Origin of the sequence: Parafrigoribacterium soli (genome assembly GCF_040227235.1) — a bacterium.
GTDB classification, from domain to species: Bacteria; Actinomycetota; Actinomycetes; order Actinomycetales; family Microbacteriaceae; genus Parafrigoribacterium_A; species Parafrigoribacterium_A soli.
Genome location: NZ_JBELNZ010000002.1, coordinates 565,091 through 590,612, shown reverse-complemented (window position 1 = coordinate 590,612; position 25,522 = coordinate 565,091). Strand labels below are relative to the sequence as shown.

The following is a 25,522-nucleotide window of genomic DNA, read 5'->3' as shown; positions in this document are numbered from 1 at the left end:
CCATGCAGTTCTATACCTCGCTGAACGAGGTTCCCCACGACTTCGGCCCGAGCGCCGTCACCATCGGCAAGTTCGATGGCGTGCACTCCGGCCACCGTGCCGTCATCGGAGAGCTGCTCTCGATGGCGCGGCCGCTGCACCTCGTGCCGACCGTCGTCACCTTCGACCGGCATCCGCTCGCCCTGTTGAACCCACCGGCTTGTCCGCCGCAACTCATCAGCAACGAGCAGAAGGTCGAGCGACTCTCGGCCGCGGGCGTCGAGGCGACGCTCATGCTCACCTTCGACCGCGCGCTCAGCGAGCAGTCGCCCGAGGAATTCGTGCAGCACGTGCTCGTCGACGCGCTGCACGCCAGAATCGTCTTCGTCGGCAGCGACTTTCGTTACGGAGTGCGCGGCAGCGGCACAGTCGAGACACTGCGAGAGGCCGGTCGCGAGCACGGTTTCGAGATCCGGCTCGTGGATGAGGTGCGAGCCAAAGAGGGCCGTCGCGCCTCCTCGACCTGGATCCGGGAGGCGCTCGCGGCGGGCAACGTCCGCGAGGCGGGGGACGTGCTCGGCGCGCTCCCGACCGTGCGCTCCGTTGTCGTGCGCGGTGAGCAGCGCGGCAGAACGCTCGGCTACCCGACCGCAAACCTTCGTCCGGGTCCGGAGGGGCTGATTCCCGCCGACGGCGTCTACGCGGGGTGGCTCGCGGTGGCCAGCGAGCGCTACCCGGCCGCGATCTCGGTGGGCAACAACCCGACTTTCGAGGGGGTTCCGGATCGCCAGGTCGAGGCCTACGTGCTCGATCGTGACATCGACCTGTACGACAAGACCGTCGAGGTCTCGTTCGTCGACTACATCCGGGGCATGAAGAAGTTCGACGGGGTGGCGGAGCTCATCGCGGAGATTGAGCACGACGTGTCGAGGGTGCGAGAAATCCTGGGGGCACCGCATCCGAACGCCTGAGACCACGCCGCTGCCCCTGTGGGCGGGCAGAACCCTCGCGCTCTCAGGCATCGTGCTGGTGGCGCTGAATTTGCGCACCGCGGTCGCGGCCGTTTCGCCGATTGTGGGCGAGATCGGCAAGGACATCACCCTCACCGCGGTGGGGCTCGGTGTGCTCGGGATGCTGCCGCCGGTCTGCTTCGCGCTCTTCGGTATCCTCACCCCGATGGCCACCCGACGCGCGAGCCTCGAGCTGATCACCGCGATGGCCATGGTCGTCGTGATTGCCGGTCATCTGCTGCGAGCGGCGTCGAGTTCGTTCACCCTTCTCGTGATCGGGTCCGTGGTGGCCTTCGCCGGGATGAGCGTCGGCAACGTGCTCCTGCCTCCGCTCGTCAAGCGCTACTTCCCGGATCGCATCGGGCTCGTCACCTCGCTGTACGCGACGGTCATGGCCGTCAGCACCTTCCTGCCGCCGCTCATCGCCGTGCCCATCGCCGACAGCGCCGGTTGGCGAGTCTCGCTCGGTATGTGGGCGCTGACCGCTCTCGTCGCCGTCGCGCCCTGGAGCATCCTGCTGGTGCGAGCCAGGGCGGATAAGGAAGACCCGACCGAGCCGACGACGGCGGAAGTCGAAGCCGCCACGGTTGCGGCGATGGGTCGCGTCTGGCGCACGCCGGTCGCCTGGGCGATCATGGTGGCCTTCTCGATGTCGTCTGTCAACGTGTACACGATCTTCGCCTGGCTGCCGGACATGCTGCGGGACATCGCGCATGCCACGCCCGGAGAAGGCGGAGCCCTGCTCGGGCTGTACGCGGCAATGGGCCTTCCCTCTGCCCTGCTCGTGCCGGTGCTCGCGGCGCGCATGCGCAACGTCGGAATTCTCATCTATGCGGCTGTCGCGATGTTCCTGCTCGGCGACTTCGGGCTGCTGCTCCTGCCCACCACCGTCACCTGGCTGTGGGTGGCGCTTGGTGGCCTCGGCAGCCTCCTCTTCCCTCTCGCCCTTGTGCTCATCAACGCGAGGACGCGCACTCACGAGGGATCGGTGGCGCTCAGCGGATTCGCGCAGGGGGTCGGCTACGTCATCGCGGCATTCGGTCCGCTGCTGTTCGGCGTGCTCCACGAGGTGAGCGGCGGCTGGACCTTGCCGCTCGTGTTCCTCATCCTGGTGGCACTCGTTCCCATCTGGGCCGGCGTCGTGCTCACTCATCCACGCATGATCGAAGACGAGTGGCACGCCTCGGACGCGCCGCGTCCGGCCTCGAGAGGCTAGCTCAGAACCTCGGCACGATGGATGAGCGCGGCCGCGCCGATGAGCGGCCCGTCGCTCGAGAGTCCGCTCGGCACGACCTTCACCTTGGTCACGAACTCGAAGTTCTTGCGCGTGGTGATGGCGGTGCGGATGTGATCGAACAGTTGCGGGGCGACGTGCGAGAACCCGCCGCCGATGGCCACGATCTCGAGGTCGACGAGGGACGTGGCCGAGGCGATCGCCTGGCCGATGGCGCGGCCGGAGCGCTCCACGGCCGCCGCCGCGATCGCGTCGCCCGCCGCGAAGCTCGCGCTCAGTTCCTCGCCGGTGGAACCCTCCCAGCCCTGTCTGCGGGCCCAGGCCACGGTCATCGGCCCGGAGGCAATGGCCTCGACGCAGCCGATTCCGCCGCAGGGGCACGGGTCGTCGAAGCCGGCGACCTCGACGTGGCCGATATGCCCCGCGTTGCCGGTGGGCCCGGAGACCGTGTTGCCGTGCAGGATGAGGCCGCCGCCGATGCCGGTGGAGACGATCATCCCCATCACGTTGTTGTAGCCGCGCGCGGCACCGACCCAGTGCTCCGCGAGGGCGATGCAGATGCCGTCCATGCGCAGCTCGACCGGCACGTTCACGCGGGAGGCGACGAGTTCTCGCAGCGGAAAGTCGCGCCAGACCGGAAGGTTGAGGGGAGACACCCGACCGTCGGCCTCCGAGACGGGACCGGCCGACCCGATGCCGACCCCGGCCAGGTTCGCACCTGCGGGGAGGGCCGCGATCGCCTGATCGACGACGCTCGTGACGCTCGCCGCGAGTTCCTCCGAGCTGCGACCGGGACCCGTGGGAGCCCGGAATCGCGTGCCGCTCAGCACCGTGCCGGTGTCATCGACCGCGGCCGCCTCTACCTTGGTGCCGCCCATGTCCAGGGCGAGTGCAATGCTGCCTGCGGTGCTGCTGCTCATGGCCTAAAGCCTATGGGACACCAGCCATCCGCCCGTCTCGCAGCGTACAGTGGCAGCGTGCCCGCAATGGAACTGGTTTTCGAGCGCGAGATCGAGCTGTCTCCCGCGATCGTCTGGGACGCGCTCGTCGACGACGAGCTGGTTTCGGGCTGGCTGGCAAGCGCGAGTATCGACGCAGTTCCCGGTGGTCACTACGACCTCGTCTGGCAGTACAGCACCGATCAGCCGCCGACCGCCGGAGTCATCACGAACCTCGTCGAGCCCAGCCTCCTCGTGGTTGACACCGACAATCGAGGGCGCATCGAGTTCGCACTCGAGCCGTTCGCCGGCGGCGGGAGGGGCGTCGCGACGCGACTGCGGCTCTCGGTCGAGCTTGAGCTCGACCGGGCGTTCGTGGCGCGGGTGCGAGCGAACTGGCTGATCAGCCTCGACCAGCTAGAAGAGGTGCTGCGCGGGCATCCGGTGGACTGGGAGAACTGGGACAGGGATCACATCGAGACCTGGACCGGGTACCGCGACGGATTCGCGCACCGCGGCTGATCTCCCCGTTCCTGAGCCTGTGGTTCGTTCTCTGAGCTTGTCGAAGGGGTCTGTAATTCCGCGACGGAGCTGGCCGCTCGATTGAGCAGAACCCTCCGCCGAGTCTGCTCGTTTGAGCAAACATGCCAACGAATGTTGGAATAGCCACAGACCACGCCTAACCTTGGAGGGGGAGGTGCCTCATGGTGTCGGAGGTCGAACTGCAGACCGTTCGCGTCGCCGAGCTCTATTACGACGGCGACAAGACCCAGGACGAGATCGGCGCGCTCCTCGGCATCACCCGCTGGAAGGTGGGTCGGCTGCTGAGCCAGGCACGCCAGGACGGCATCGTGCGCATCGAGATCGTGCACCCGCGCGCGAGACGTCTCGGCGTCGAGCGCGAGCTGCGCGAGAGATTCGGGCTGCGGGATGCCGTGGTCATCCCCGCGACGGACGCCCCGGCGGTCGAGGCGGCCGGCCTCGTTGCGCAGGCGGCGGCGGACTATCTCGCGGCGCTCCGCCCCGTGCCGCGCACCCTCGGCATCAGCTGGGGCCGCACCCTCAGCCAGGTCGCCGATCGCCTCCGCGAAGGCTGGGCGACCGGCGTCACCGTGGTGCAGATCAACGGCGGCGTGAGCCTCAACCGCCGGGCCGGCACCGCCGCGACCACCGCGGCCACGATCGCCGAGAAGGCCGCCGGCCACGCCGTGCTGCTGCCGAGCCCGGCGATCCTGGAGCGGGTGGAGACCCGGCGCGCGATCGAGGCCGACCGCACCGTGGCCGGGGTGATGGAGCTGGCCGGGCGGGCATCCGCGTATCTGTACAGCGCGGGAGTCGCAGACGAGAGTTCGGTGCTCGTCGACAGCGGCTACCTGACCGAGGCGGATGTTGCCGAACTCGTGCGCAAGGGAGCTGTCGGCGACGTGGTCGGCCGCTACATCGACGCGAACGGCAACATCGTGGACCCCGCGCTCGACGAGCGCACCGTGGGTCTCGAGCACGACCAACTGCGCCTGGCCGAGACGGCGATCTTCGTCGTCGCGGGCAAGGCCAAGCACGACATCGCGCGCGCGGTGGTGACGAGCGGCCTGTGCACCGTTCTCGTCACCGACGAATCAACGGCGCTCGCACTGCTTTCAGACGTTAGACACGAGGAGAAGGAATGACTCTCACACAACCCGTCACACTGGCGCCGGCCGAACGGGCGGTCAACCTGATCGGCGGTGATCTCACCGAGAAGAGCCTCAGGCTGCACCTCGAGGGGCTCGCCGGAGTCGACGCCGTGGGACTCGAGGCCCGCGCCGCCGACCTCGGCACGCGCTCGATCAAGACCACATCGAAGGCCTGGGCGCTCGACAAGGTCATCTCTCTCATCGACCTGACGACACTCGAGGGCACGGACACCCCGGGCAAGGTGCGCTCGCTCGTCGCGAAGGCGATGACCCCGGATCCATCGGACCCGTCGACACCTCGCGTCGCGGCGGTGTGTGTCTACGGCGACATGGTGCCCTACGCCGTGGAGGCGCTCGGCGCCGCGCATTCGCCGAATGGCATCCAGATCGCATCCGTCGCGACCGCGTTTCCGAGCGGGCGCGCCTCGGTGGCGGTGAAGCTCGCCGACGTGCGGGATGCCGTGGTCGCCGGTGCGGACGAGATCGACATGGTCATCGACCGTGGTGCATTCCTCTCCGGCCGCTACGGCGAGGTCTTCGACCAGATCGTCGCCGTGAAGGAGGCCTGCCGCCGCGACGACGGCAGCTATGCGCACCTCAAGGTCATTCTCGAGACCGGCGAGCTGAACACCTACGACAACGTGCGCAGGGCGTCCTGGCTCGCGATCCTCGCCGGGGGAGACTTCATCAAGACCTCCACAGGCAAGGTGTCCCCGGCCGCCACGCTTCCGGTGACGCTGCTCATGCTGCAGGTCGTGCGCGACTGGCACCGCCTCACCGGCGAGCGGATCGGCGTGAAGCCGGCCGGCGGCATCCGCACCTCCAAGGACGCGATCAAATACCTCGTCACCGTCGCCGAGACGGTGGGGGAGCAGTGGCTCGACCCGCACCTGTTCCGCTTCGGCGCATCCAGCCTGCTCAACGACGTGCTGCTGCAGCGCCAGAAGCTCACCACCGGCCGCTACAGCGGCCCGGACTACGTCACCCTCGACTAACCCCACCACGATCGCTGGTCGAGCTTGTCGAGACCCGCAAGGAGAAAACCAATGTCATTTCTGGAATACGCCCCGGCCCCCGAGTCGAAGGCGATCCTTAACCTGCAGAAGAGCTACGGGCTCTTCATCGACGGCGAGTTTGTCAAGGGCCACGGTGAGTCGTTTGCGAGCATCTCGCCCGCCACGGAGGAGAAGATCGCCGAGATCTCCACCGCGAACGCCAAGGACGTGGATGTCGCCGTCGCAGCAGCGCGCCGCGCCTACGACCGCACCTGGTCGAAGCTCTCTGGCGCCGACCGCGGCAAATACCTGTTCCGCATCGCTCGCCTGGTGCAGGAGCGCGCTCGCGAACTCGCGGTGGCCGAGAGCCTCGACAACGGCAAGCCGATCAAGGAGAGCCGGGATGTCGACGTTCCGCTCGTCGCCGCGTGGTTCTTCTACTACGCGGGGTGGGCCGACAAGCTCGACTATGCCGGCCTCGGGCCGAACCCGCGCGCGCTCGGAGTGGCCGCCCAGGTCATCCCGTGGAACTTCCCGCTGCTCATGCTCGCGTGGAAGATCGCGCCGGCGCTCGCGGCGGGAAACACCGTGGTGCTGAAGCCCGCGGAGACGACCTCGCTCACTGCCCTGCTGTTCGCCGAGATCCTGCAGCAGGCGGAGCTTCCGGCCGGCGTCGTCAATATCGTCACGGGCGCGGGGGAGACCGGCTCGCTGCTCGTCAACCACCCGGATGTCAACAAGGTCGCCTTCACCGGCTCGACCGCCGTGGGCCGGGCGATCGCGAAATCGACAGCGGGCACCGGCAAGAAGCTCACGCTCGAGCTCGGCGGCAAGGCGGCCAACATCGTCTTCGATGACGCGCCGATCGACCAGGCGATCGAGGGCGTTGTCAACGGCATCTTCTTCAACCAGGGTCACGTCTGCTGCGCCGGTTCTCGACTGCTCGTGCAGGAGAACATCCAGGATGAGGTCGTCGACCGACTGAAGCAGCGGCTCTCCACGCTGCGGCTCGGAGACCCGCTCGACAAGAACACCGACATCGGCGCGATCAACTCCAGGGAGCAGCTCGACCGCATCCGCACTCTGAGTGACCTCGGCGAGCAGGAGGGCGCGGAGCGCTGGGCCGCGGACTGCGCCATTCCCGACAAGGGATTCTGGTTCGCGCCGACGATCTTCACGAACGTCTCGACCAGTCACCGCATCGCGCGGGACGAGATCTTCGGACCGGTGCTGTCCGTGCTGAGCTTCCGCACCCCGGCCGAGGCGATCGCGAAGGCGAACAACACGCCGTACGGCCTCTCTGCGGGCATCTGGAGCGACAAGGGAACGAAGATTCTCGCCGTGGCGGACAAGCTGCGCGCCGGCGTCGTGTGGGCCAACACCTTCAACAAGTTCGACCCCGCGAGTCCCTTCGGCGGCTACAAGGAGTCCGGATACGGTCGCGAGGGGGGCCGCCACGGTCTCGCCGCCTACCTGCAGTCCGCCGGCTGGTCCGACACAGCTGGTCGAGTAGCGAGGAACGAGCGTATCGAGACCTCACCCACGCGCAAGTCCATCAAGAAGGGAGCCACCAAGTGAGCCACCTCACCATTCCCAAGACCTACAAGCTCTACATCGGCGGAAAGTTCCCGCGCAGCGAATCCGGCCGCACCTACGAGGTGCTCTCCGCGAAGGGCGCCTTCCTGGCCAACGCCGCCAAGGCGAGCCGCAAGGATGCCAGGGATGCGGTCGTCGCCGCCCGCGCGGCGGTCTCCGGTTGGTCGGGCGCCACCGGCTACAACCGCGGCCAGGTGCTGTATCGCATCGCCGAGTTGCTCGAGGGGCGTCGCGCCCAGTTCGTCGACGAGATCACCTCCTCCGAGGGCGTCTCCGCCGCAGCGGCGAACCGCCAGGTGGACGCCGCGATCGACCTCTGGGTCTGGTACGCCGGCTGGGCCGACAAGTACGTGCAGGTCGCGGGCAACGGAAACCCCGTGAGCGGTCCCTACTTCAACATCTCGACCCCGGAACCCACCGGTGTCGTGGCGATCGTCGCGCCGCAGGACTCCTCGCTGCTCGGCTTCGCGAGCGTCGTCGCCCCCGCACTCGTGAGCGGCAACACGGCGGTGGTGCTCGCGAGCGAGCGGCTGCCGCTCAGCGCGATCAGCCTGAGCGAGGTGCTCGCGACGAGCGACGTCCCAGGGGGAGTGGTCAACGTGTTGACCGGTTCCTCGGCGGAGGTCGCTCCGTGGCTTGCGAGCCATGCGGATGTCAACGCTCTCGACCTCGCAGGAGCCGGCACTGTCGACTGGATCGACCTCCAGATCACCGCGGCGGACACCCTCAAGCGCGTGCTCCCACCGGAGGACGGCACCCCGGCACCGTCGGTGGAGCGGGTGACCTTCTTCACGGAGACCAAGACCGTATGGCACACCAAGGCGCTTGTGTGAGTAGACCTGGTGCCGGCTCCCGCGCCACTGACGGCTGCCGTTTGTCGCGAGGGCGCGCGTTTACACGACCGCCGTCGCGACACACGGTAGCCCTCGCTGTGAAGTCGCCGCGACGCTAGGCACGCTCAGGTCCGGCGGCTAGAATGCGGGGAGCGCCACCCGGAGCCACCAGCGCATCACCGTTGGGTCTGGATCCACAGCAGGCGCCTTTCCCGATGGACTCATCGGGCACCGACAGTCGGGCGGCCCGGATTCTCGCGGCCGCGCGAGCGATGCAGCGTGCGCTGCGATGCGCAACGCCCACAAGGCTCCTGCGCCGAGAAAGAAGACGAATGACCCACCACCTCGTGCTCGTAGACACGACCCCGTCGCACTCGCTCGATCGCGACGATGTCGTGCTGCGCAAGGGGCAGTTCACGCTGGCGAACACGCAGCTGACGCCCCAGCAGGCCATGGTGGAAGACCTGATCGCCGTGCGAGCGGTGCTGGATGCCGCAAAGCTTCCCTACCTGCTCGTGCGCGGGAGCAATGGGCGTCCGGTGCTCGCCGTGGACCGCGCCCTGCGCACGTCCGTGGCCAGGGCGCTCGCCGCGGCCTTCGTGAACGAGCCGTTTTATTCCAAGTCGGGCAAATCGCGCGCGGTGTTCCTCGGCGACGGGAGCCTCTCGCACTCGCGCAAGGCTCGCGTGTTCCGCCTGTTCCGGCCTCGCATCGAGCCGAACGGGCGGCTGCGCTACGGTGCCGCGAACGGCATCCGGCTCGAACTCTGGGACTTCGGTGCAGACGAGATCGTCGCGCCGGCGGAAAACGCGCTCATGCGCACGAGCGTGTCGCGGTCGGAGGCCGTGGACGCCACGGTGAACCTGTTCGGGCTCGACTGGCCGACGCTCGAGGGCATGTTCGAGCCGCACGCGAGCGACGTCACCTTCGACATCGACGTGGTCTTCTCCTGGGTCGACGGCACCGACGTCGAGTTCCAGCGCGCGAGGGCGGCGCGGATGCGGGCCTACGTCGTCGGTGAGGGCGACGACTCCGAGGCCAGGTACCGACAGATCGACGAGCTCAAGTACGCGCTTCGCAGCGTCTATCTCTTCGCACCGTGGGTGCGGCGAATCTTCATCGTCACCGACTCGCCGCGGCCCACCTGGCTCGCCGAGCATCCCTCGGTCACGATCGTGCGCAGCGAGGAGTTCTTCCAGGACCCGGAGGCGCTCCCCACCCACAACTCGCAGGCCGTCGAAAGCCAGCTGCAGCACATCCCGGGCCTCAGCGAACACTTCATCTACTCGAACGACGACATGTTCTTCGGTCGCCCGGTGTCGCCCGACATGTTCTTCTCCCCGGGCGGCATCACGAAGTTCATCGAAGCCTCGACGCGCATCGGACTCGGCGACGCGAATCAGGAGCGCAGTGGTTTCGAGAACGCCGCGCGAGTGAACCGCCGGCTGCTCAACGAGCGCTTCGGCAGGGTGACCACCCGCCACCTCGAACATGCCGCCACCCCGCTGCGCAAGAGTGTGCTGCTCGAGATGGAGCGCGAGTTCGCGGAGGACTTCGCCCGCACTGCCCGCAGCCCGTTCCGATCCAGCACCGACATCTCGGTGACCAACTCGCTTTATCACTACTACGCGCTGCTCACCGGGCGCGCGGTCACCCAGACCCAGGCGAAGGTGCGCTACGTCGAGACGACGCTCGCCGCCTCCCTCGGAGCCATGGACGAGCTGCTGCGCAAGCGCTCCTACGACTTCTTCTGCCTCAACGATGGCAGCGCACCCGAGATCTCGGTCGAGGAACGCACCACCGCCGTACGCTCATTCCTCGAGCACTACTTCGGCATCCCCGCCCCGTGGGAGGCGGCGTCCGCCGGCGCCGAACTCGGCGAGGTGCAGGGCCTGTAGCTCGCGGAATCGCTCAGGCGAGAACGGGAATCGGCATCGTCAGCGGCGGTTCCTGCGCTACCGCCGGGCTCTCGGCATCGGCGATGCGAATTCCGGATGCCGCCAGCCGTCGGCGGGTCTCCGCGGCATCCACGTAGTCGAGCGCCGCATACTCGCCGACCGGCACGACGGAGTGGAGCACCGTGCCGCGGTACACGTGCACGAGGTTGAAGGCGCGCGCCCCGTCCCGGCCCCGCGTGCCGCCCACCGGAACGTTGAGGTCCTGCGTGTAGCAGGTGGCCGAGGCGACAGAGACCGGGATGCCCGCGAAGGTGCCCATGGATGAGTAGTGCAGGTGTCCGGCGATGATGCTGCGCACATCGCTGCCCTCGAGCACCTCGGCGAGCCCGGCCTGATCACGCAGCTCGACGGCGACGGCGAGATCGAGCACGCTCGGCAGCGGCGGGTGGTGCATCGCCAGGATGCTGCCGTGCGGTGCAGGCACCGAGAGTTCCTCTGCCAGCCAGTCGAGTTGGGCGTCGGTCACTTCGCCGTGGTGATGGCCTGGCACGCTCGAATCGAGCGAGATGATCCGCAGCCCGTTGACGTCGTAGACGCGATCGATGGGATTGCCCGTGGGCAGTTCGCCGAACAGGCCTGAGCGGAACGCCTGCCGATTGTCGTGATTGCCCATGACCCAGATGACCTGCGCGCCGAGCCGATCCGCGACCGGCTCGACGATCGAGCGCAGCTTGCGGTAGGCATCCGGCTCGCCCTTGTCGGCGAGGTCGCCGGTGAAGACGATTGCCTCCGGGCGGCTGCCGGATTGCTCGAGCTCGTCGAACAGCTGCCGCAGGTGGCGCTCGCTGTCGACCGCGTCGTAGAGGCGCCCGCGCCCGGCAAGCAGGTGCGTGTCGCTGAGGTGGAGGAGAAAATGGTCGGCCCGAGGATATTCGGCCGTTCGAATGCTCACGCGATCCGTCCCTGGCTCTGGTGTGCGGACGCGGCGATCGCGCCAACGGTGTTACAGCACACAGTCGACCACCGAGCGGCCAAGGTTAGGGCGCGCCACGCGGCGATTCACCTGATGGCCTCGATCTCGGCTGGCGCTTATGGGCGCAAGCGCGCAAGATGGAAGGGCTCCACCCGACGAGCGGCAATGCGAAGAGGTTCCGAAGATGACCGAAGAAACCATCGTTTTCCTGGGCGACAGCATCACGCAGGGCGGGGACTGGGCCGCCTGGTTCCCCGACGTCAACACCGTCAATCTGGGTGTCGGCGGAGACACCACCGACGACGTTCTGCTGCGGCTCGGTGCCGTGGTCGCGGCGGATCCGGACGAGATCTTTCTGCTGATCGGCACCAATGATCTCGGCACGAGGCAGTCCGTCGAGCACCTCGTGCGCAACATCCAATCAATGCTGGTGGAACTGCGCCGCGATCTGCCCGGTACCAGGATGCTCGTGGAGTCGATCCTGCCGCGCGGCCGCGAGTTCGCCGACCGCATCCAGGAGGCCAACATCCACCTGCGCCAGTTCGCGGCGACGGTTCACGCGCAGTACCTCGACCTCTGGCCGACGTTCGCCGAGCCCGATGGCGAGATCAATCCGGCCTATTCGGATGACCGACTTCACCTGAACGCGGCGGGTTACGAGGCCTGGCTGAGCGAGCTCCGGCCCGCGCTGCAGCGCCTGAAGGACGAACCGCCGATGACGAGCCCCATCCAGGCCATCCACATCGACGATTTTGCGAGGCCCGAGCCGGTCTGAGGCAGTCCCAGCCGCGCCTAGAGCTTTCCGACCAACCGCGTGTAGAAGTCCACGCCGCGCAGGAAAGTCGCCACGTGCATCCGCTCGTTCATCGCGTGCAGAGTGCCGCGCTCCTCGGTGGACATCTCGAACGGGCTGAAGCGGTAGACGTGCTCCGAGATCCGCGTGTAGTACCGGCTGTCGCTCGCGGCCATCATCACGTAGGGCGTGACGATCGTGCCGGGGTGGGCCTGCTCGATGATTGACTTCACGAGCTCCCACGCAGGCCCGCTCGTGGGGGAGACGGGGGACGGCTCGTTCGGGTGTAGCACCGAGATGGTCACGGCAGGATCGCGGATCGCCCTGCGCACGTGCTCGACCGCCTCGGCGACCGAGGAGTCGATGGCGACACGGATGTTGACGATCGCCTTCGCGCGCTCGGCCAGCGCGTTCGCGGCCTGGCTTCCACTCAGCATGGTGACCGCCTGCGTCGTGCGCACCATCGCCGCGGTCTCGTCGCTGAGCCGCGCAAACAGCACGCGCAGCAGCGGTGCGGTAAGCCAGAGCTGGGTGAAGACGAAACGCAGAGGCCCCCTCGCGTGCGCACCGAGGGTGCGCACCATCTCCGACGTCGGAGCGCTGAAGCCGGAGCGGAATGGCCTGCGGTTCAGGCGCAGGATCGCTCGCGCGAGCCGTACCGTCGCGCTGAGCTTCGGGGGAGTCGAGGCGTGGCCGCCGCGCTGCTCGACCGCGAGTTCGAGGCTCAGGATGCCCTTTTCGCTGACCCCGACGACCGCCACCGGTTCGCTGACCCCGGGGAAGATCTTCTGGACCACGGCGCCCCCCTCGTCGATGACGAGCCCCGGTCGCACGCCCCGCGCCTCGAGCAGGTCCACGATCGTGCGGGCGCCGCTGCCGACCGTCTCCTCGTCGTGGCCGAAGCTGAGATATACGTCGTGCTCGGGCGTGTGGCCCGCGTTCAGCTGCGCCTCGACGCCCTCGAGCACGGCCGTGAGCGCGCCCTTATCGTCCAGCGTGCCGCGCCCCCAGATGAGCTGCTCCTCGCCCTCGCCGACCAGTTCTGCGGCGAACGGCGGATGCGTCCAGCCCTCGTCGGTTGCCGGCACGACGTCGTAATGCGCCATCAGCACCGTGGCCGGACCCTCGGTGCGACCCTTCCAGCGGTAGAGCATGGAGTGGCCCGCCACGACTTCGCGTTCGAGCGCCGCGTGGATCGCGGGATAGAGCGAGGGCAGCAGCGCCACGAAGTCGTCGAACGGCGCCCAGTTCGTCTCTGCGACGTTCTCCCTCGAGATCGTGGGCAGGCGCACCAGCGCCTGGAGGCGAGTCACGGCGGTGTCGGTCATGGCCCCATTCTGCTGCATGGCCGCCGTGGCCAGTCGGGCGCTGTCTCACCCGGGAGAATGGGAGCATGACGTCATACCCCGCACCGGAGTTCCGCCGCACCGCCCTCGCCCCCGGCATCCTGGCCGCGATCGTGCTGCTCGCGGGTCTCGCCCTGCTCGACAGCGGTGATGGCTACCTGTGGATCCGCTTCCCGGTCAGCATTCTCGGCGTGATCGTCGGCATCTACGCCTGGCAATCGAAGCAGTTCTGGTGGCTCGTCGGGCTCGTGCCGATCGTCGTGCTGTGGAACCCGGTATTCATCATCGAGTTGCACGGACAGTTCTGGGTAGCCATGCAGTTCGTTGCCGCCCTCGTCTTCATCGCCGCGGGCATCCTCATCAAGATTCGCAACCCGGATGCGCGCAAGGGCGGGCGCCCCGCGGCCCGGCCGCAGCGGCGCCGCTAACAGCACGCGGCGACATCCGCAAGCTCTCGTCACGGCTTAATACCTGGGCGTAGCGTCGAACCGACGGAAAGGGCTTGCGATGACCTCACTCTGGCTTGACACCGCGCAACCGATCGACACCGATCAGTTCGTGCCGAACTCCGAATACGACGTCGTCGTCGCCGGAGCGGGCCTCACCGGGCTCGTCACCGGGTTGCTCTTCGCGAGGGCAGGGATGCGCGTGGCGATTCTCGAGGCGCGCACCGTGGGCGCCGTCACCACCGGCAACACGACGGCGAAGCTCAGCCTGCTGCAGGGCAAGCATCTCTCCGAGATGATGCGGCACACCTCCCTCGGCACCGGAAAGGCGTACGTCGACGCCAACCGCGAGGGCATGGAGTGGCTGCTGCGCTACTGTGCCGACCACGACATCCCGGTGCAGCACCGCGACGCCTACAGCTACGCCAGCACGGAAGACGGCCTCGCCCGCGTGGACGAGGAGTATCGGGCGAGTTCGTCGCTCGGCCTCGATGTGAGCCGCGTCGGCCCGGTCGACGCGCCTTTCCCGAGTTTCGGGGCCGTGCGCCTCAAAAATCAGGCGCAGTTCAACCCGATGGATGCGCTGGCCGCGCTCGCGAGGGACTTTCGGCACCACGGCGGCGTGCTCTGCGAGGGCGTGCGGGTGAACCGGGTGCAGTCCGGCAAACCGGTGCAACTCGGCACGACGAAGGGGCCGGTGAGCGCGAAATACCTCATCCTGGCCACGGGTACCCCGTTCCTCGACCGGGGGCTGTACTTCGCCAAGCAGGAGGCCCAGCGGTCGTACGCGCTCGCCTTCAGGGTGCCGGGCGAACTGCCCGAGGGAATGTACCTCTCCGTCGACCAGCCCACCCGCTCCGTGCGCACGACGCCGGCGGGTGGGGCGGAGCATCTCGTGGTCGGCGGCAACGGCCACACGGTCGGGCGCGCGGCGTCTCCCCTCGAACTCGTGAACGACCTCACCCGCTGGACCGAGCACTACTTCCCCGGTGCCGAGCGCACGCACAGCTGGTCCGCACAGGACTACCGGCCCGCCGGCCGAGTGCCGTTCGTCGGATGGCTGCCTCGCGGCCGTGGTCACATCTACTTCGCCACCGGCTTCGACAAGTGGGGCATGGCGAATTCGGTGGCGGCGAGCCTGACGCTCGCCGCAGACATCCTCGGTGGTCACCTGCCCTGGGCCACGAAGCTGCATCATCGCATCACCACCCCGGCCGACGCCGGATCCTTCATCGGCGCGAACGCCGCGGTGCTCGTGGCGGCGGCGCGCGGCTATCTGAACGCGTGGTCCTCGCCGAGCCCAGCGCGGCCGCCGAGCGAGGGTCGCGGTGTCGTCACGCACTCCGGCATCCGGCCCACGGGCGTCTCCACGGTCGACGGTAAGACGTGCTCCGTCTCGGCGGTGTGCCCGCATCTCGGGGGAGTGCTCAGCTGGAACGACGCCGAGACGTCCTGGGACTGCCCGCTGCACGGCTCGCGGTTCACCGCAGACGGCACACTCCTCGAGGGCCCGGCCAAGCACGGCCTCGCGCACTAGCGCGGGCCCCCATCCGCCGAGCGTGCCCGTTGGCGCCGAAGGTGCGCGCCGGGGCGGGCACGCTCGACGCGCACGGGCACGTTCGGCGAAATGTAACGCGCGCGGGTACCGAATTCCGCGGATGTGGGCGTAAACTTGCCCTGCGCCTGACGAATTCGTTCATCGCCCCGACCTTGGTCACAAGTTGCTTCTGGGCTGAATTCGCCGCCTATCGATCGCTTCGACCGGTTCTGTACCGGTTGCTGAGACGCGAAGAGCGCATCCACCCGGGTGCGGCGCGGCCACCGCTATGAAGTGGTGGCCTGTGTACCCGATCCAGGAGGACCATGGCCCGCTCAGGCCAATCGCGCGGCAACGCCACCCAGGGACAGACGGCCCAGGACCACGGCAAGGCGACGCGCAAGCCCGCTCAGCGCAAGGCATCCGGCCGAGGGACCCAGCGCCGTTCGCGAGGCAACGACGACGTCGGGGTCATCCCGGTGCTCGCCCGCGCCGTGCGCGAGATCGAGGGCGCGGCGGAGCGCGGCAAGGTCGGCCCGTCGAACCGCATCAAGTTTCAGGTGATCGCCCTGCTCATGCGCGAGGAACGCGCCAAGGCCAAGTCGGATGCCGACCTCACCGACGCCGAGCGCACCGAGTTGCTGAAGCGCCTCGATGGTGTCGCGACCATCCTCGCGAAGACCGCGGCCAGGGATACCTCCCTCATCGCCCTCCTGGCCGAAGAAGCGGTGGTGACGGATGCCGCGCGCAAGCTTCGCCGTGACATGCTCATCGCCTCGGGCGTCGAGCTCGGCCCCGAGGAACTCATCATCGTCAAGGAGCCGGTTGCGCCGGCCCCCGAGGTCGAGAAGCAGGTCGTGCCGCAGTCGGTGATCGCGCGCCAGCTCTCGAACCCCTTCCTCGCGCCGGACTTCAGCCGCGTCGCGCGGCCTGAACCGACGACCCATCGGCTCGCCAACTGGGAGCTGCTCGATCCGCTGTTCCGAGCCTTCGAGTACGGCTCGGGCGGAACCGTGGCGAGCATGGAGCTGCCGGCTCCCACGGCCGCGGACCGTGCCGTGCCCCCTGGACTCGTGCTGTTCGACCACCAGGCCGAATTCGTGGCGAGTGCCCGAGAGGGTCACCGCACCTACCTGCTCGCAGACGAGCCGGGCCTCGGCAAGACCGCGCAGGCGCTGCTCGCGGCGCAGGTCTCGAACTCCTATCCGCTCCTCGTCGTCGTGCCGAACGTGGTGAAGATGAACTGGGCGCGCGAGGTGGAACTCTGGACGCCCAGCCACTCGGCCACGGTCATCCACGGTTCTGGCGAGAACCTCGACGCCTTCGCCGATGTCGTCATCGTGAACTACGACGTTCTCGACCGCCACATCGGCTGGTTGCGCACCCTCGGCTTCAAGGGCATGGTGGTGGACGAGGCGCACTTCATCAAGAACCGCGAGTCGCAGCGCTCCAAGCACGTGCTCGCGCTCGCCGACAGCATCCGTCTGAGATCTCCGCGCGCACTCATGATCGCGCTCACGGGAACCCCCCTGATCAACACGATCGACGATTTTCGTGCGATCTGGCAGTTCCTCGGCTGGATCGACGGGGAGAAGCCGACCGCACAGCTCATGGCAGAGCTCGAAGAGAACGGGCTCACGCCGGCCGACTTCGGCTTCTTCGCGGAGGCACGGCAGACCGTGATCGACCAGGGCATCGTGCGCCGCAAGAAGATCGATGTGGCGAGCAACCTGCCGTCGAAGCGTGTTGCCGACCTGCCGGTCGAGCTCGACGACGACCTCGGGCGCAGCATCAAACAGGCCGAGGCGGCCCTCAGCGCACGGCTGCTCGAACGCTACCACCGTGCCGTCAGCCTCTCGAAGACCGAGCACGAGCGCTCCAGCCTCATCCGCATGGTCGCTCACGCCGAACTCGAGGAGTCCAAGGCGGCCAAGAGTGGAGACAACGTCTTCACGATGGTGCGCAAGATCGGCCAGGCCAAGGCGGTGCTCGCCGCCGACTACACGGCACAGCTCGCCCGGTCCGTCGGCAAGGTCGTGTTCTTCGCCAAGCACATCGATGTCATGGATGCGGCGGAGGAGACCCTCGCGAAGCGCGGTCTGAAGACCGTGTCGATTCGCGGTGATCAGAGTGCAACCTTCCGCGAGAGCCAGGTGCGCGCGTTCAACGAAGACCCGGACGTCTCCGTGGTGGTCGCCTCGCTCACGGCCGCGGGCGTCGGCATCAACCTGCAGGCGGCATCGAACGTGGTGCTCGCCGAGCTCAGCTGGACCTCGGCGGAGCAGACCCAGGCGATCGACCGCGTGCACCGCATCGGCCAGGAGGAACCGGTCACAGCCTGGCGCGTCATCGCCTCCCAGACCATCGACGCGAAGATCGCTGAACTCATCGACAGCAAGGCGGGTCTTGCCGCCCGCGCGCTCGACGGTGACGATTCCGAGGTCGTCGCGGAGTCCAGCGTGCAGCTCGACGCCCTCGTGCACCTGCTCGAGGTGGCGCTCGACTCCGAGTAGTGCCGCGCCGGTAAATGCTCGAGACTGCCTCAGCGATGGGGAGTCCTCCCCATGTCCCGCGCGTGCGGCTCGCCCTAGGCTTGTCGACAGCGACCCGCGGACTGCGTGGGCGCGAAATCGGGAAGGGTGGAACTGATGAGCGACCTTCGGATCGACACTCACTCTCTCAGGGACCTGGGTGGTGAGCTGGGGCGCATCGGAGCGGAGTTCGAGCATGCCAACACGCGCAGCGACACGATCGCGGATGCGGTGGGCCACGACGGTCTCGGGGAAGCGATAAGCGATTTCGCGCACGGGTGGGACGATCGCCGCAAAGACATGGTCGACTCCATCCAGTTCATGGCGAAGGCCGCGACCGGCATAGCCGACGCGTTTGACGATGCGGATTCACAGCTGGCGCAGGCGCTGACGAATCCCGCGCCCGCTTCAGCGCCGCCAACCTCGCAGCCGCACGGCCCAGCAGCGCGATGAAGAGAGTGGAGGTGCGAAGGTGAGGCCTACCGACTGGAGTCCCGTCGACTACGGTTCGGATCCGATACCGGGCGACCCGACGATTGTGCTCACGGGCGGCCAAGACTATCTCGAGGTCGCTGACGCCATCCTCAGCGCGGAGCGCCGTCTGCGCAGCCTCGATATCGGAAGCCTGGTCGAATCGGAGGCGGTGGATGCCCTGGCCAAGACGGCCGACGAGGTGGCGGGCAATATCGCGCGTGCGGAGAAGCGGTACCGTGCCGCGGGGAACGCACTGGTCGCCTACGCTCCCAAGCTCGAGAACGCTCAGCGCGAGTCATACGATGCGCTGCTGAGCGCGAGAAGCGCGCAGGATGCCGCCGCGGAGTCTCGCACCCTCCACACGCACTACCTGCGCCTCGCCGACGACGCGCAGGAGCCGTCGCAGTCGATCAGCTATCGGCAGCTGTCTGACAACTACGAGTCCGACGCACACACCGCGCTGGCGCAGCGCAGCCAGGCGATTTCGCGCGTGCACGATGCCATTCACGTTCGCGACGTCGCGGCGCAGTCGGCCATCGGCCAGATCCGCGAGATCACGAAGTCCGATGACCTGAACGACAGCTGGTGGGACAACTGGGGCAAGGATGTGCTGTCCGTCATCACCGATGTCGCGGGTTGGGTCTCGGCCATCGCGGGAGTGCTCGCCCTGCTGGTCTCGTGGATCCCCGTGGTGGGCCAGCTCCTCGCTGGCGCCCTTCTCGTGATCGCCGGCATCGCCGCGATCGTCAATGCACTGGGCAACATCGTGCTCGCGTCCACCGGCGACCGCAGCTGGGCCGAAGCTGGGCTGAGTATCGCTGGAGCGGTGCTGTCGTGCGTTGGCATGGGGGCTGCGGTGCGCCTGGTTGCGAAGGCGATGACTCTCGAGAAGGTCACGATGAAGGTCGGCCAGCAGATAACCGTGAGGCAGGCGATGCGGCTCAAGCCGAGCGACTGGAGCCAGTGGGTGAAAGACATGCGCACGCCGGTGCCCCAGCCAAGGCCGGGTCAACCCCTGTGGCGGGTCTACGGTGGGGACGCACGGCCGACGGGCGGCTCATTCAGCCCGGTCGATCCCGCATCTCTCCCGAATCCGCGCATGCAACTCGGTCTTCCGAACAACAATGCGATGTCGGATGTCGTGGTCGCCACCCTCGACGACCCAGGCGCCGTTCAAGTCGTGCGACACGCACTGCCGTACGACGGCAATTTGGGTGGTGCACCGGAATACCGGATCCCCTGGGACAAGCAGCCCGGCGGCATCACCGTGCTGAGCGACACACCATTCGTCGTGCGATGATCTGGGGCCGCGCGACCGTCGCCGAACTCGAGTTTGATCAGCCCTTCGGCGTCTACGCTGGGCCCGGACCGTTTCGCGCGCAGGCGCTTCGCGGCTCCGCGAAGATCGGAGGTCTGAGCAGGGGCGTGTTCTTGCTCAACGACGCCTGGCCGGACTCGGATCTTCCGGCGCAGTACCTCTACTCCGTCGCGCGCGCCGGATGGCTTGCCGATGACGCGGACCCCTCGAGTTGGACGGAGAGCGCGCTTCTGTATCCGGCAGACGGTGCGCTGACACCCGAGCAGGTGCGCCGGCGGGTCGCCAAGGGCGCGATCGAAGCCTTCGGCGAGTTCGAACTGGTCGGGAACGCGGAACGTGCTCGAGAGACTCAGCAGAGAATCGATCGGGCCCAGGCCGAGTTGCGGGAGAAGACTCCGTGGCTCGTCGATTCCTCCTATGACGGCGATTACGCGGGGGCCCTGTGGGCGTACGACGCCTCCGGCCGCTTCGAGCCGTTCCCGGTTTCCGTGGCATTGAGGCCGCATCCGCCCTATCTCCCCCTGCTGGCTCCCCTCAAGCGGCCGCAGGGATGGCAGATCGCGAGCCTCTACCTCACCTCGCCGTTCACCGAGGAACGGCCGGCACCAGCCCTCGACGCGGCACCGGTGACACTCGAGGTCTTCGCCGTACTGCCGGGAGAAGATGAGAGGATCGTTGGCGAGCTGGCGGAGCGAGGGGAGCGCGATCCCATCGCGACGCTGAGCATCGGACCGAAGCGGCGCGAGAACTTGGAGCAGGACGGATGACCGGCGAGATGGACAAGATCGTGGTCGACGCGACCGAGCTCGTCGGTTCCGCACGCCTCGCGGCCGCCCTCGAGGCACAGGATGCCTCGGCCATCGGTGCCGCACTGCGGCACGATTTCGTCGTCGTACCGGTGACGCGCAACGCCGCCGGCGAAGTGGAGACGAGGGTCTTTGCCGCGGCCTCCTCGACCGACGATGCGCCGCGCTACGATCTGTGCCTGTTCTCCTCGACGGAAACATTTCAGCGGTTTCTCGGTGATGTGTCGGACCGTGAGTTCGCCCTGCAGCGCGGGAGCAGCCTCGAAGGTTTCCTGGCGCAGTACGTCGACTTCCTCGACGCTGTGATGTTCGACCCGGCGGGTCCGCATCCGATCACTGCGACGGCCGCGGATGCGCTCGCCGCGCTGCAGCCCCGACCGGAGGACGACGACGTTGCCTGGGTCGTTGAGGGTGATCTGGTCGACCCGATCGGCCTGCCAGATTTTCCTGAGGACGCCGATCCGCGAGCATCGCGGGTCACGGGGTTCGACCTCCCCCTGTCTGGCGACTGGTTCCCGATCAGCGTGGACGATCCGGCCCAGCGTGACGAACAGGTGGCTGCCCTCGTCTCTCAGCAGCTCGCAACGCTCGGACCGGCACCGGTGCTTCGCGCCGAACTGACGCGGTGGCTCACCGAGACCTGCGCGCGCGCGGCGGCCGGCGGTGCACAGTTTCTCGCCTACCTCCTGCAGCGGAACAAGAAGGGTGCGCTCGCGCTGAACCTCGTGCTCTATTGGCAGGAGCTCGGTCCGCAGCTGGGTGGAGTGAGTCACCTCGATGCCCAGGGCTCGCGGCTGCGGGAGCGCCTCGCGCCGGAAGGGAAGCTGCTCACGGCAGACACGCCCGCCGGGCCCCTGATTCGGTACAGTCGCATCGCCAAGGGTGCCGAGGAACTAGGCGGCTCGCAGGTGCCACTGCTGCTGGTCGACTACTGGCTCGAGTTTCCTGATCGCCGTGGCCTCTGCCTGATCGCGTTCTCGAGCCCGCAGGCCGAACTCGGCGACGCGCTCCTGACGCTCCTGGACAACATTGTGCTCTCCGGCGCGTGGGTGCTGGAGACCGCTGCCGAGTAGGCCCCTGCCGAGCAGGACCGCGGGCAGGTCTCAGCCGACGCTCGAGCGCTGCGCGAGTCGACCGATCGCCGCAACGGGGATCGACAGCCAGTCCGGTCGGTTGCGGGCCTCGTAGATCGCCTCATAGATCGCCTTGTCGATCTCGAAGGCATCGAGCAACAGTCGATTGGCGCGCAGGTCGTGGCCCGTGCGCTCGCTATAGCCGCCCACGAAGGCACGACGGCAGGCGAGTGCCCAGTCCGTGGCCGAGCGGCCCAGATTCGCGAGCGCGAACGCCCCGGCGACGTAGTCGAAGGAGCGCAGCATGCCCGCGACGTCGCGCAGCGGAACGTCGGGCCGGTTGCGCTCAATCATCGGGCGCAGCGGCTCTCCCTCGAAATCGAGGAGCACCCAGCCACGCCCCGCCACCGCGAGCACCTGGCCCAGGTGCAGGTCGCCGTGGATGCGCTGCAACCGCGGCCATGGGGCCACGACGGCGCGCGCGTACACGATGCCGATCGCCTCGCGCCATCTGGCGAGTTCGGGCACCTCGTTGATCGCGATGTCCAGGCGCCGCAGCATACTCGCCACGACGCTGTCGATGTCGGCAGCGGAACATTCGCTGGTCCCCAGCGCCGCGGCGAGGGTTTCGTGCACCTCGGCGGTCGCCTCGCCGAGGGCTCGCGCAGCAGTCGTGAAGTCGCGCCCCTCCTCGGCGGCGCGAAGCGTGAGCCGCCAGGCATCCTCGGCCTCGGGGAAGAATTCCTGCGCGAACGCCAGATGTCCGCGGGCGCGTCCATCGTCCCGCCCGGCGTCCTGCCACTCGCCGGTGACGTGCCCGATGGAGCGCGGCACCACGCGCGACTCGGCGGCTCCCAGCGCTTCGAGGAGCACGACGTCGGGGTTGTCACCGTGATGCAGGGCGCGGAAGAGCTTGCAGATGACGGGCGCAGTCGGCTCGCCCTCGGCATCCTTCATGTCGTAGACGATGGAGGTGTTCGACTGTTCCCCGCCGAGCACCCGCGACGAGACGATCTGGGCCAGGCTGCCGGGGAATGACGTGTGGCCCTGCACGAGCACGGGTGCTTCCGCGGTCTGCGAGGAAGCGCCATCGCCGAGGCCGACCCCCTCGTCGAGGATGAGCCGCAGCAGCGCGTGCGCGAACGCGGGATCGCGCGGTCCGTCGTAGAAGTACAGCGGGTCGTCGCCGCCGCTCATCGCCGCGAGAGCCTCGGACAACTCCCCGACGGGCCCGCTCCGCACGGTCAACGGCACCTGATAGAGCTTTGGCGTCTCGGCCTCGTCGAGCACGAGGTGCACTCGGATGGCGGCGCTTCCCGAGGGGTCCGCGAGCCCGTAGCTGCCGATGAACCTGAGGCTGGGTGCGCGACCCTTGCCCGCATACCAGCGCTGGGCGCACATCCATTCGGTGAACTGGCGCATCGTGTCGGGCTCGGTCAATGCTGCACCGGCGCGCGCGTCATCCGGCGCCCCGCCGACAGACGTGGGGTCGGTGGGAACGTCGATCACGACCACCTCCAGCGGCGTACGAAATGGGAAAGCCTTGTTCCACGATACGCAGACGCTGAGACCCGCGACCGCTATTTCAGGGGATTCGCGGGTGATTGACGGACCGTGGACACGGGAACCACGTAGCGTGGAGGAATGGCAGGGCGGCAGCCGCGGGCGCACATTGGCATCTCCGGCTGGCGTTATGCACCGTGGCGAGGCGTCTTCTATCCGACCGGTCTCGCCCAGCGAAGGGAGCTCGAGTACGTCGCCGAGCGGCTCGGATCGGTCGAGTTGAATGGCTCGTTCTACTCGTTGCAGCGGCCGGAGAGTTATCGCCGCTGGCACGATCAGACTCCCGAGGACTTCGTGTTTGCGGTGAAGGGTCCGCGCTTCATCACCCACATGCTGCGACTGCGCGGTGCACAGACCGCCCTCGCGAACTTCTTCGCCTCGGGGGTCCTCGCGCTCGGACCGAAGATGGGACCCGTGCTGTGGCAACTGCCCGAGCGGCACGCCTTCGACGCCGAGCAGCTCGACGAGTTCCTGACCCTCCTGCCCCGCACCCTCGGCGACGCCGCGCGCCTCGCCACGAGCCACGACGCCCGCCTCGATGGCCGTGCATTCGTCGATCTCGAGCCCGGCCTGCGAGAGCGGCCCATCCGCTACGCGCTCGAGGTGCGCTCGCCCAGCTTCGGTGACAGTGCGGAGTTCCCCGCGCTGCTGCGCGCGCACGGCGTCGCCCTCGTCGCAGCGGATGCCGCTGGCCGCTGGCCCATGCTGCGTGAGGACACCGCCGACTTCCGCTACCTCCGGTTGCACGGTGACACCGAACTGTACGCGAGCGGCTACGGCGAGGAGTCGCTCGATTCGTGGGCGGCGGCGATTCGAGGCTGGGCGGCGGCCGGCCAGGACAGCTACGTGTACTTCGACAACGACGCCAAGGTGCACGCGCCATTCGACGCGCTCTCCCTGCAGGAGAGGCTGAGCGGACTCGCCTGAGAGATCGCCGCCAGCGGTGCCGGGTCCGATTCGGGATACTGGAGTGATGATCTCCACAGCGCTCGCCCGCACGCTTCGCGAGCTCGGGCTCGAATGGCATCCCACTTCCGGCGATGCCTTCTGCATCGATCGAGAAGAGTTCGAGAGCGACGTCTTCACCGTGAGCGACATGACGGTGGAGGCGCACGTGTTCGACACCGGCACGATTCTCGGCTTCAACGGCACCACAGAGTGGGCACTCGACTCCGTCGCGCTCGAGGATGCCCTGTGGCTGCCTCGCGAGGCCCAGTTGCGCTCTCTGCTCGGCGGCGCCTTCCAGTCGCTCACGCGCGTGGACGATGGATTCCGGGTGCGCGCAGTCATCGGCGGCGATGCCCGCGACTTCGATGCGAGCGACGCCTCGGGAGCGTATGCGGAGGCGCTCTGCGCGCTGCTGCGCGAGGCGCTGGACTGACGGCGGCCCTACCGCAGGAGGGTCAGGGCGCTTCGCCGAGCAGCCAGTCGTTGAGCCGCGCCGTCAGCTCGGCATCCACGGCGAGCGGCACGCCGTCGACGGCTCGCACGGGCGCCGCCTGCCGCACGCTCGACACGAGCCAGGCCGCGTCCGCCCGCGCCAGCTCGTCCACCGGTAGGAGCTCGTAGGACGTCTCGAGGCCCTCGGCGGCGAAGAACTCGAAGGCACTCGCCTGCGTGGTGCCGGCGAGAATGCCCTGGTCGGTGCGCGGCGTGCGCACACGATCGCCGCTCTGCAGGATGAGAGTGGAGGTCGGACCCTCGAGAAGGTAGCCGTCTGAACTCACGAAGACCACGTCATCCGCCCCTCGCCTGCTCGCCTCGCGCAGCGAGGCACGATTGACCGCGTACGAGAGGGTCTTCGCACCCTGGAGCAGCCAGGGGGAGGTCTCGGCGACGTCGTGCCGGTACCCGCGATCGAGCGTCACCACGCTGATGCCGTCGACGCGAACCGCGCGATAGTCGGGAGCGGTCTCGGCATAGACCCAGGCGGTGGGAATCTCGGTGCCCTCGATGCCGCGCGTGAGCACGAGTTTGACCGAGAGTTCCGGCACGGGAGTGTGGTCGGCGATGGCGGCCTCGATGGCGGATCGCCACACGCTCGCATCGGGCTTCGGCAGGTCGAGCAGTCGTGCGGATGCCGCGAATCGCTCCAGGTGCGCGTCGAGCGCGTGCGCCCGCCCTTCGGTCACGGCGACCGTCTCGAAGATGCCGTCGCCGCGTGTAGCGCCGAGGTCGAGAACGCGCAGTCTGGGGGAGTGCGGGTCGGCGATAACGAAGCCATCGGGGTGAACAGGTACGTCTACGGCGACGGCCGGTTCCGAGGGCGATTCCTGGCGCCGCGGGCGATCGTGGTGAACCGGGCGGGTGATGAGCACGAGCGTGGGGGCTTCCATGGTCAATCATCCTAGATTGCTGGGATGGAGGGGCCATGCAGGTGCGCCCGGCGCCTTCCGAATTGCGTCGAAAATCCGCCCGTCGAGCGCTCGAGATCGGTGCTGCTGGGGGGTATATTTCAGGGTCGAAAAGTGGGCCAATTCTGTACCCCGGTGTCCCCCATAAAGCT

At 68.0% G+C, this 25,522-nt stretch carries 23 protein-coding genes; 18 read left to right on the top strand and 5 right to left on the bottom strand.

Annotated features, from left to right (window positions below; all coding sequences use genetic code 11):
- The first annotated feature begins 2 nt into the window (after positions 1 to 2).
- Both ABUA37_RS07115 and ABUA37_RS07110 read left to right on the top strand, forming a co-directional pair.
- On the top strand, positions 3 to 950 hold the full coding sequence (locus ABUA37_RS07115; protein ID WP_349898434.1) for a bifunctional riboflavin kinase/FAD synthetase: 948 nt from the start codon (positions 3 to 5) through the stop codon (positions 948 to 950).
- A gap of 58 nt (positions 951 to 1,008) precedes the next feature.
- Complete coding sequence (locus ABUA37_RS07110; protein ID WP_349898433.1) at positions 1,009 to 2,205, top strand: MFS transporter; 1,197 nt, start codon at positions 1,009 to 1,011, stop codon at positions 2,203 to 2,205.
- Here ABUA37_RS07110 and ABUA37_RS07105 read toward each other — a convergent pair.
- Positions 2,202 to 3,143: an ROK family protein gene (locus ABUA37_RS07105; RefSeq protein WP_349898432.1), complete on the bottom strand. Its 942-nt coding sequence runs from the start codon at positions 3,141 to 3,143 to the stop codon at positions 2,202 to 2,204. The genes ABUA37_RS07110 and ABUA37_RS07105 overlap by 4 nt on opposite strands.
- A gap of 66 nt (positions 3,144 to 3,209) precedes the next feature.
- On the opposite strand from ABUA37_RS07105, the gene ABUA37_RS07100 reads away from it, so the two are divergent.
- From ABUA37_RS07100 to ABUA37_RS07075, 6 genes are all read left to right on the top strand, one after another.
- Positions 3,210 to 3,683 carry an SRPBCC domain-containing protein gene (locus ABUA37_RS07100; RefSeq protein WP_349898648.1) on the top strand — a complete coding sequence of 158 codons (474 nt, stop codon included), beginning with the start codon at positions 3,210 to 3,212 and terminating at the stop codon, positions 3,681 to 3,683.
- 182 nt (positions 3,684 to 3,865) lie between these two features.
- Entirely contained in the window at positions 3,866 to 4,828 is a 963-nt protein-coding gene (locus ABUA37_RS07095; RefSeq protein ID WP_349898431.1) for a sugar-binding transcriptional regulator, read from the top strand.
- The gene (deoC, locus tag ABUA37_RS07090) at positions 4,825 to 5,829 is read left to right on the top strand and encodes a deoxyribose-phosphate aldolase (RefSeq protein WP_349898430.1); all 1,005 of its coding nucleotides are present in this window, start codon (positions 4,825 to 4,827) and stop codon (positions 5,827 to 5,829) included. The genes ABUA37_RS07095 and deoC overlap by 4 nt, the downstream gene beginning before the upstream one ends.
- 51 nt (positions 5,830 to 5,880) lie before the next feature.
- Positions 5,881 to 7,407: an aldehyde dehydrogenase family protein gene (locus ABUA37_RS07085; RefSeq protein WP_349898429.1), complete on the top strand. Its 1,527-nt coding sequence runs from the start codon at positions 5,881 to 5,883 to the stop codon at positions 7,405 to 7,407.
- Complete coding sequence (locus tag ABUA37_RS07080; RefSeq protein ID WP_349898428.1) at positions 7,404 to 8,258, top strand: aldehyde dehydrogenase family protein; 855 nt, start codon at positions 7,404 to 7,406, stop codon at positions 8,256 to 8,258. The genes ABUA37_RS07085 and ABUA37_RS07080 overlap by 4 nt, the downstream gene beginning before the upstream one ends.
- Positions 8,259 to 8,590: 332 nt before the next feature.
- Positions 8,591 to 10,156 (top strand): stealth family protein, encoded by a 1,566-nt coding sequence (locus tag ABUA37_RS07075; protein WP_349898427.1) that lies wholly within the window; start codon positions 8,591 to 8,593, stop codon positions 10,154 to 10,156.
- A gap of 13 nt (positions 10,157 to 10,169) precedes the next feature.
- Here ABUA37_RS07075 and ABUA37_RS07070 read toward each other — a convergent pair whose 3' ends face one another.
- Positions 10,170 to 11,108, bottom strand: coding sequence for a phosphodiesterase (locus ABUA37_RS07070; protein ID WP_349898426.1), 939 nt, complete (start codon positions 11,106 to 11,108; stop codon positions 10,170 to 10,172).
- Between the two features lie 205 nt (positions 11,109 to 11,313).
- On the opposite strand from ABUA37_RS07070, the gene ABUA37_RS07065 reads away from it, so the two are divergent.
- The gene (locus ABUA37_RS07065; protein WP_349898425.1) at positions 11,314 to 11,904 is read left to right on the top strand and encodes a GDSL-type esterase/lipase family protein; all 591 of its coding nucleotides are present in this window, start codon (positions 11,314 to 11,316) and stop codon (positions 11,902 to 11,904) included.
- 17 nt (positions 11,905 to 11,921) lie between these two features.
- On the opposite strand, the gene ABUA37_RS07060 is transcribed toward ABUA37_RS07065, so the two are convergent.
- Positions 11,922 to 13,250, bottom strand: coding sequence for a M20/M25/M40 family metallo-hydrolase (locus ABUA37_RS07060; protein WP_349898424.1), 1,329 nt, complete (start codon positions 13,248 to 13,250; stop codon positions 11,922 to 11,924).
- Between the two features lie 65 nt (positions 13,251 to 13,315).
- On the opposite strand from ABUA37_RS07060, the gene ABUA37_RS07055 reads away from it, so the two are divergent.
- From ABUA37_RS07055 to ABUA37_RS07025, 7 genes are all read left to right on the top strand, one after another.
- On the top strand, positions 13,316 to 13,696 hold the full coding sequence (locus tag ABUA37_RS07055) for a DUF6804 family protein (protein WP_349898423.1): 381 nt from the start codon (positions 13,316 to 13,318) through the stop codon (positions 13,694 to 13,696).
- A gap of 79 nt (positions 13,697 to 13,775) precedes the next feature.
- Entirely contained in the window at positions 13,776 to 15,251 is a 1,476-nt protein-coding gene (locus tag ABUA37_RS07050) for an FAD-dependent oxidoreductase (protein WP_349898422.1), read from the top strand.
- Positions 15,252 to 15,577: 326 nt separating this feature from the next.
- Positions 15,578 to 17,764, top strand: coding sequence for a DEAD/DEAH box helicase (locus tag ABUA37_RS07045; RefSeq protein ID WP_349898421.1), 2,187 nt, complete (start codon positions 15,578 to 15,580; stop codon positions 17,762 to 17,764).
- Between the two features lie 135 nt (positions 17,765 to 17,899).
- Positions 17,900 to 18,235 (top strand): hypothetical protein, encoded by a 336-nt coding sequence (locus ABUA37_RS07040; RefSeq protein WP_349898420.1) that lies wholly within the window; start codon positions 17,900 to 17,902, stop codon positions 18,233 to 18,235.
- 19 nt (positions 18,236 to 18,254) lie between these two features.
- A complete protein-coding gene (locus tag ABUA37_RS07035; protein ID WP_349898419.1) occupies positions 18,255 to 19,556 on the top strand; it encodes a hypothetical protein in 1,302 nt (433 codons plus the stop codon).
- Positions 19,553 to 20,341, top strand: a complete 789-nt coding sequence (locus tag ABUA37_RS07030) for a hypothetical protein (RefSeq protein WP_349898418.1) — start codon at positions 19,553 to 19,555, stop codon at positions 20,339 to 20,341. The genes ABUA37_RS07035 and ABUA37_RS07030 overlap by 4 nt, the downstream gene beginning before the upstream one ends.
- The gene (locus tag ABUA37_RS07025) at positions 20,338 to 21,453 is read left to right on the top strand and encodes a hypothetical protein (RefSeq protein ID WP_349898417.1); all 1,116 of its coding nucleotides are present in this window, start codon (positions 20,338 to 20,340) and stop codon (positions 21,451 to 21,453) included. Before ABUA37_RS07030 ends, ABUA37_RS07025 begins: the two co-directional genes overlap by 4 nt.
- Positions 21,454 to 21,483: 30 nt before the next feature.
- Here ABUA37_RS07025 and ABUA37_RS07020 read toward each other — a convergent pair whose 3' ends face one another.
- The gene (locus tag ABUA37_RS07020; RefSeq protein WP_349898416.1) at positions 21,484 to 22,962 is read right to left on the bottom strand and encodes a maltokinase N-terminal cap-like domain-containing protein; all 1,479 of its coding nucleotides are present in this window, start codon (positions 22,960 to 22,962) and stop codon (positions 21,484 to 21,486) included.
- Positions 22,963 to 23,097: 135 nt separating this feature from the next.
- Here ABUA37_RS07020 and ABUA37_RS07015 point away from each other — a divergent pair, with 135 nt between their 5' ends.
- Together ABUA37_RS07015 and ABUA37_RS07010 are read left to right on the top strand one after the other, a co-directional pair.
- Positions 23,098 to 23,943 carry a DUF72 domain-containing protein gene (locus ABUA37_RS07015; protein ID WP_349898415.1) on the top strand — a complete coding sequence of 282 codons (846 nt, stop codon included), beginning with the start codon at positions 23,098 to 23,100 and terminating at the stop codon, positions 23,941 to 23,943.
- A gap of 46 nt (positions 23,944 to 23,989) precedes the next feature.
- Positions 23,990 to 24,397, top strand: a complete 408-nt coding sequence (locus ABUA37_RS07010) for a hypothetical protein (RefSeq protein ID WP_349898414.1) — start codon at positions 23,990 to 23,992, stop codon at positions 24,395 to 24,397.
- Between the two features lie 22 nt (positions 24,398 to 24,419).
- On the opposite strand, the gene ABUA37_RS07005 is transcribed toward ABUA37_RS07010, so the two are convergent.
- Positions 24,420 to 25,352, bottom strand: coding sequence for an aminodeoxychorismate lyase (locus tag ABUA37_RS07005; protein ID WP_349898413.1), 933 nt, complete (start codon positions 25,350 to 25,352; stop codon positions 24,420 to 24,422).
- Positions 25,353 to 25,522 lie beyond the last annotated feature (170 nt).

Coding starts and splice junctions, on each gene's coding strand:
- ABUA37_RS07030 (WP_349898418.1), top strand. CDS start 19,553: ATGATCTGGGGCCGCGCGACCGTCGCCGAACTCGAGTTTGATCAGCCC.
- ABUA37_RS07105 (WP_349898432.1), bottom strand. CDS start 3,143: ATGAGCAGCAGCACCGCAGGCAGCATTGCACTCGCCCTGGACATGGGC.
- ABUA37_RS07010 (WP_349898414.1), top strand. CDS start 23,990: ATGATCTCCACAGCGCTCGCCCGCACGCTTCGCGAGCTCGGGCTCGAA.
- ABUA37_RS07015 (WP_349898415.1), top strand. CDS start 23,098: ATGGCAGGGCGGCAGCCGCGGGCGCACATTGGCATCTCCGGCTGGCGT.
- deoC (WP_349898430.1), top strand. CDS start 4,825: ATGACTCTCACACAACCCGTCACACTGGCGCCGGCCGAACGGGCGGTC.
- ABUA37_RS07055 (WP_349898423.1), top strand. CDS start 13,316: ATGACGTCATACCCCGCACCGGAGTTCCGCCGCACCGCCCTCGCCCCC.
- ABUA37_RS07005 (WP_349898413.1), bottom strand. CDS start 25,352: ATGGAAGCCCCCACGCTCGTGCTCATCACCCGCCCGGTTCACCACGAT.
- ABUA37_RS07115 (WP_349898434.1), top strand. CDS start 3: ATGCAGTTCTATACCTCGCTGAACGAGGTTCCCCACGACTTCGGCCCG.
- ABUA37_RS07100 (WP_349898648.1), top strand. CDS start 3,210: ATGGAACTGGTTTTCGAGCGCGAGATCGAGCTGTCTCCCGCGATCGTC.
- ABUA37_RS07095 (WP_349898431.1), top strand. CDS start 3,866: ATGGTGTCGGAGGTCGAACTGCAGACCGTTCGCGTCGCCGAGCTCTAT.
- ABUA37_RS07075 (WP_349898427.1), top strand. CDS start 8,591: ATGACCCACCACCTCGTGCTCGTAGACACGACCCCGTCGCACTCGCTC.
- ABUA37_RS07085 (WP_349898429.1), top strand. CDS start 5,881: ATGTCATTTCTGGAATACGCCCCGGCCCCCGAGTCGAAGGCGATCCTT.
- ABUA37_RS07045 (WP_349898421.1), top strand. CDS start 15,578: ATGGCCCGCTCAGGCCAATCGCGCGGCAACGCCACCCAGGGACAGACG.
- ABUA37_RS07050 (WP_349898422.1), top strand. CDS start 13,776: ATGACCTCACTCTGGCTTGACACCGCGCAACCGATCGACACCGATCAG.
- ABUA37_RS07065 (WP_349898425.1), top strand. CDS start 11,314: ATGACCGAAGAAACCATCGTTTTCCTGGGCGACAGCATCACGCAGGGC.
- ABUA37_RS07060 (WP_349898424.1), bottom strand. CDS start 13,250: ATGACCGACACCGCCGTGACTCGCCTCCAGGCGCTGGTGCGCCTGCCC.
- ABUA37_RS07025 (WP_349898417.1), top strand. CDS start 20,338: ATGACCGGCGAGATGGACAAGATCGTGGTCGACGCGACCGAGCTCGTC.
- ABUA37_RS07040 (WP_349898420.1), top strand. CDS start 17,900: ATGAGCGACCTTCGGATCGACACTCACTCTCTCAGGGACCTGGGTGGT.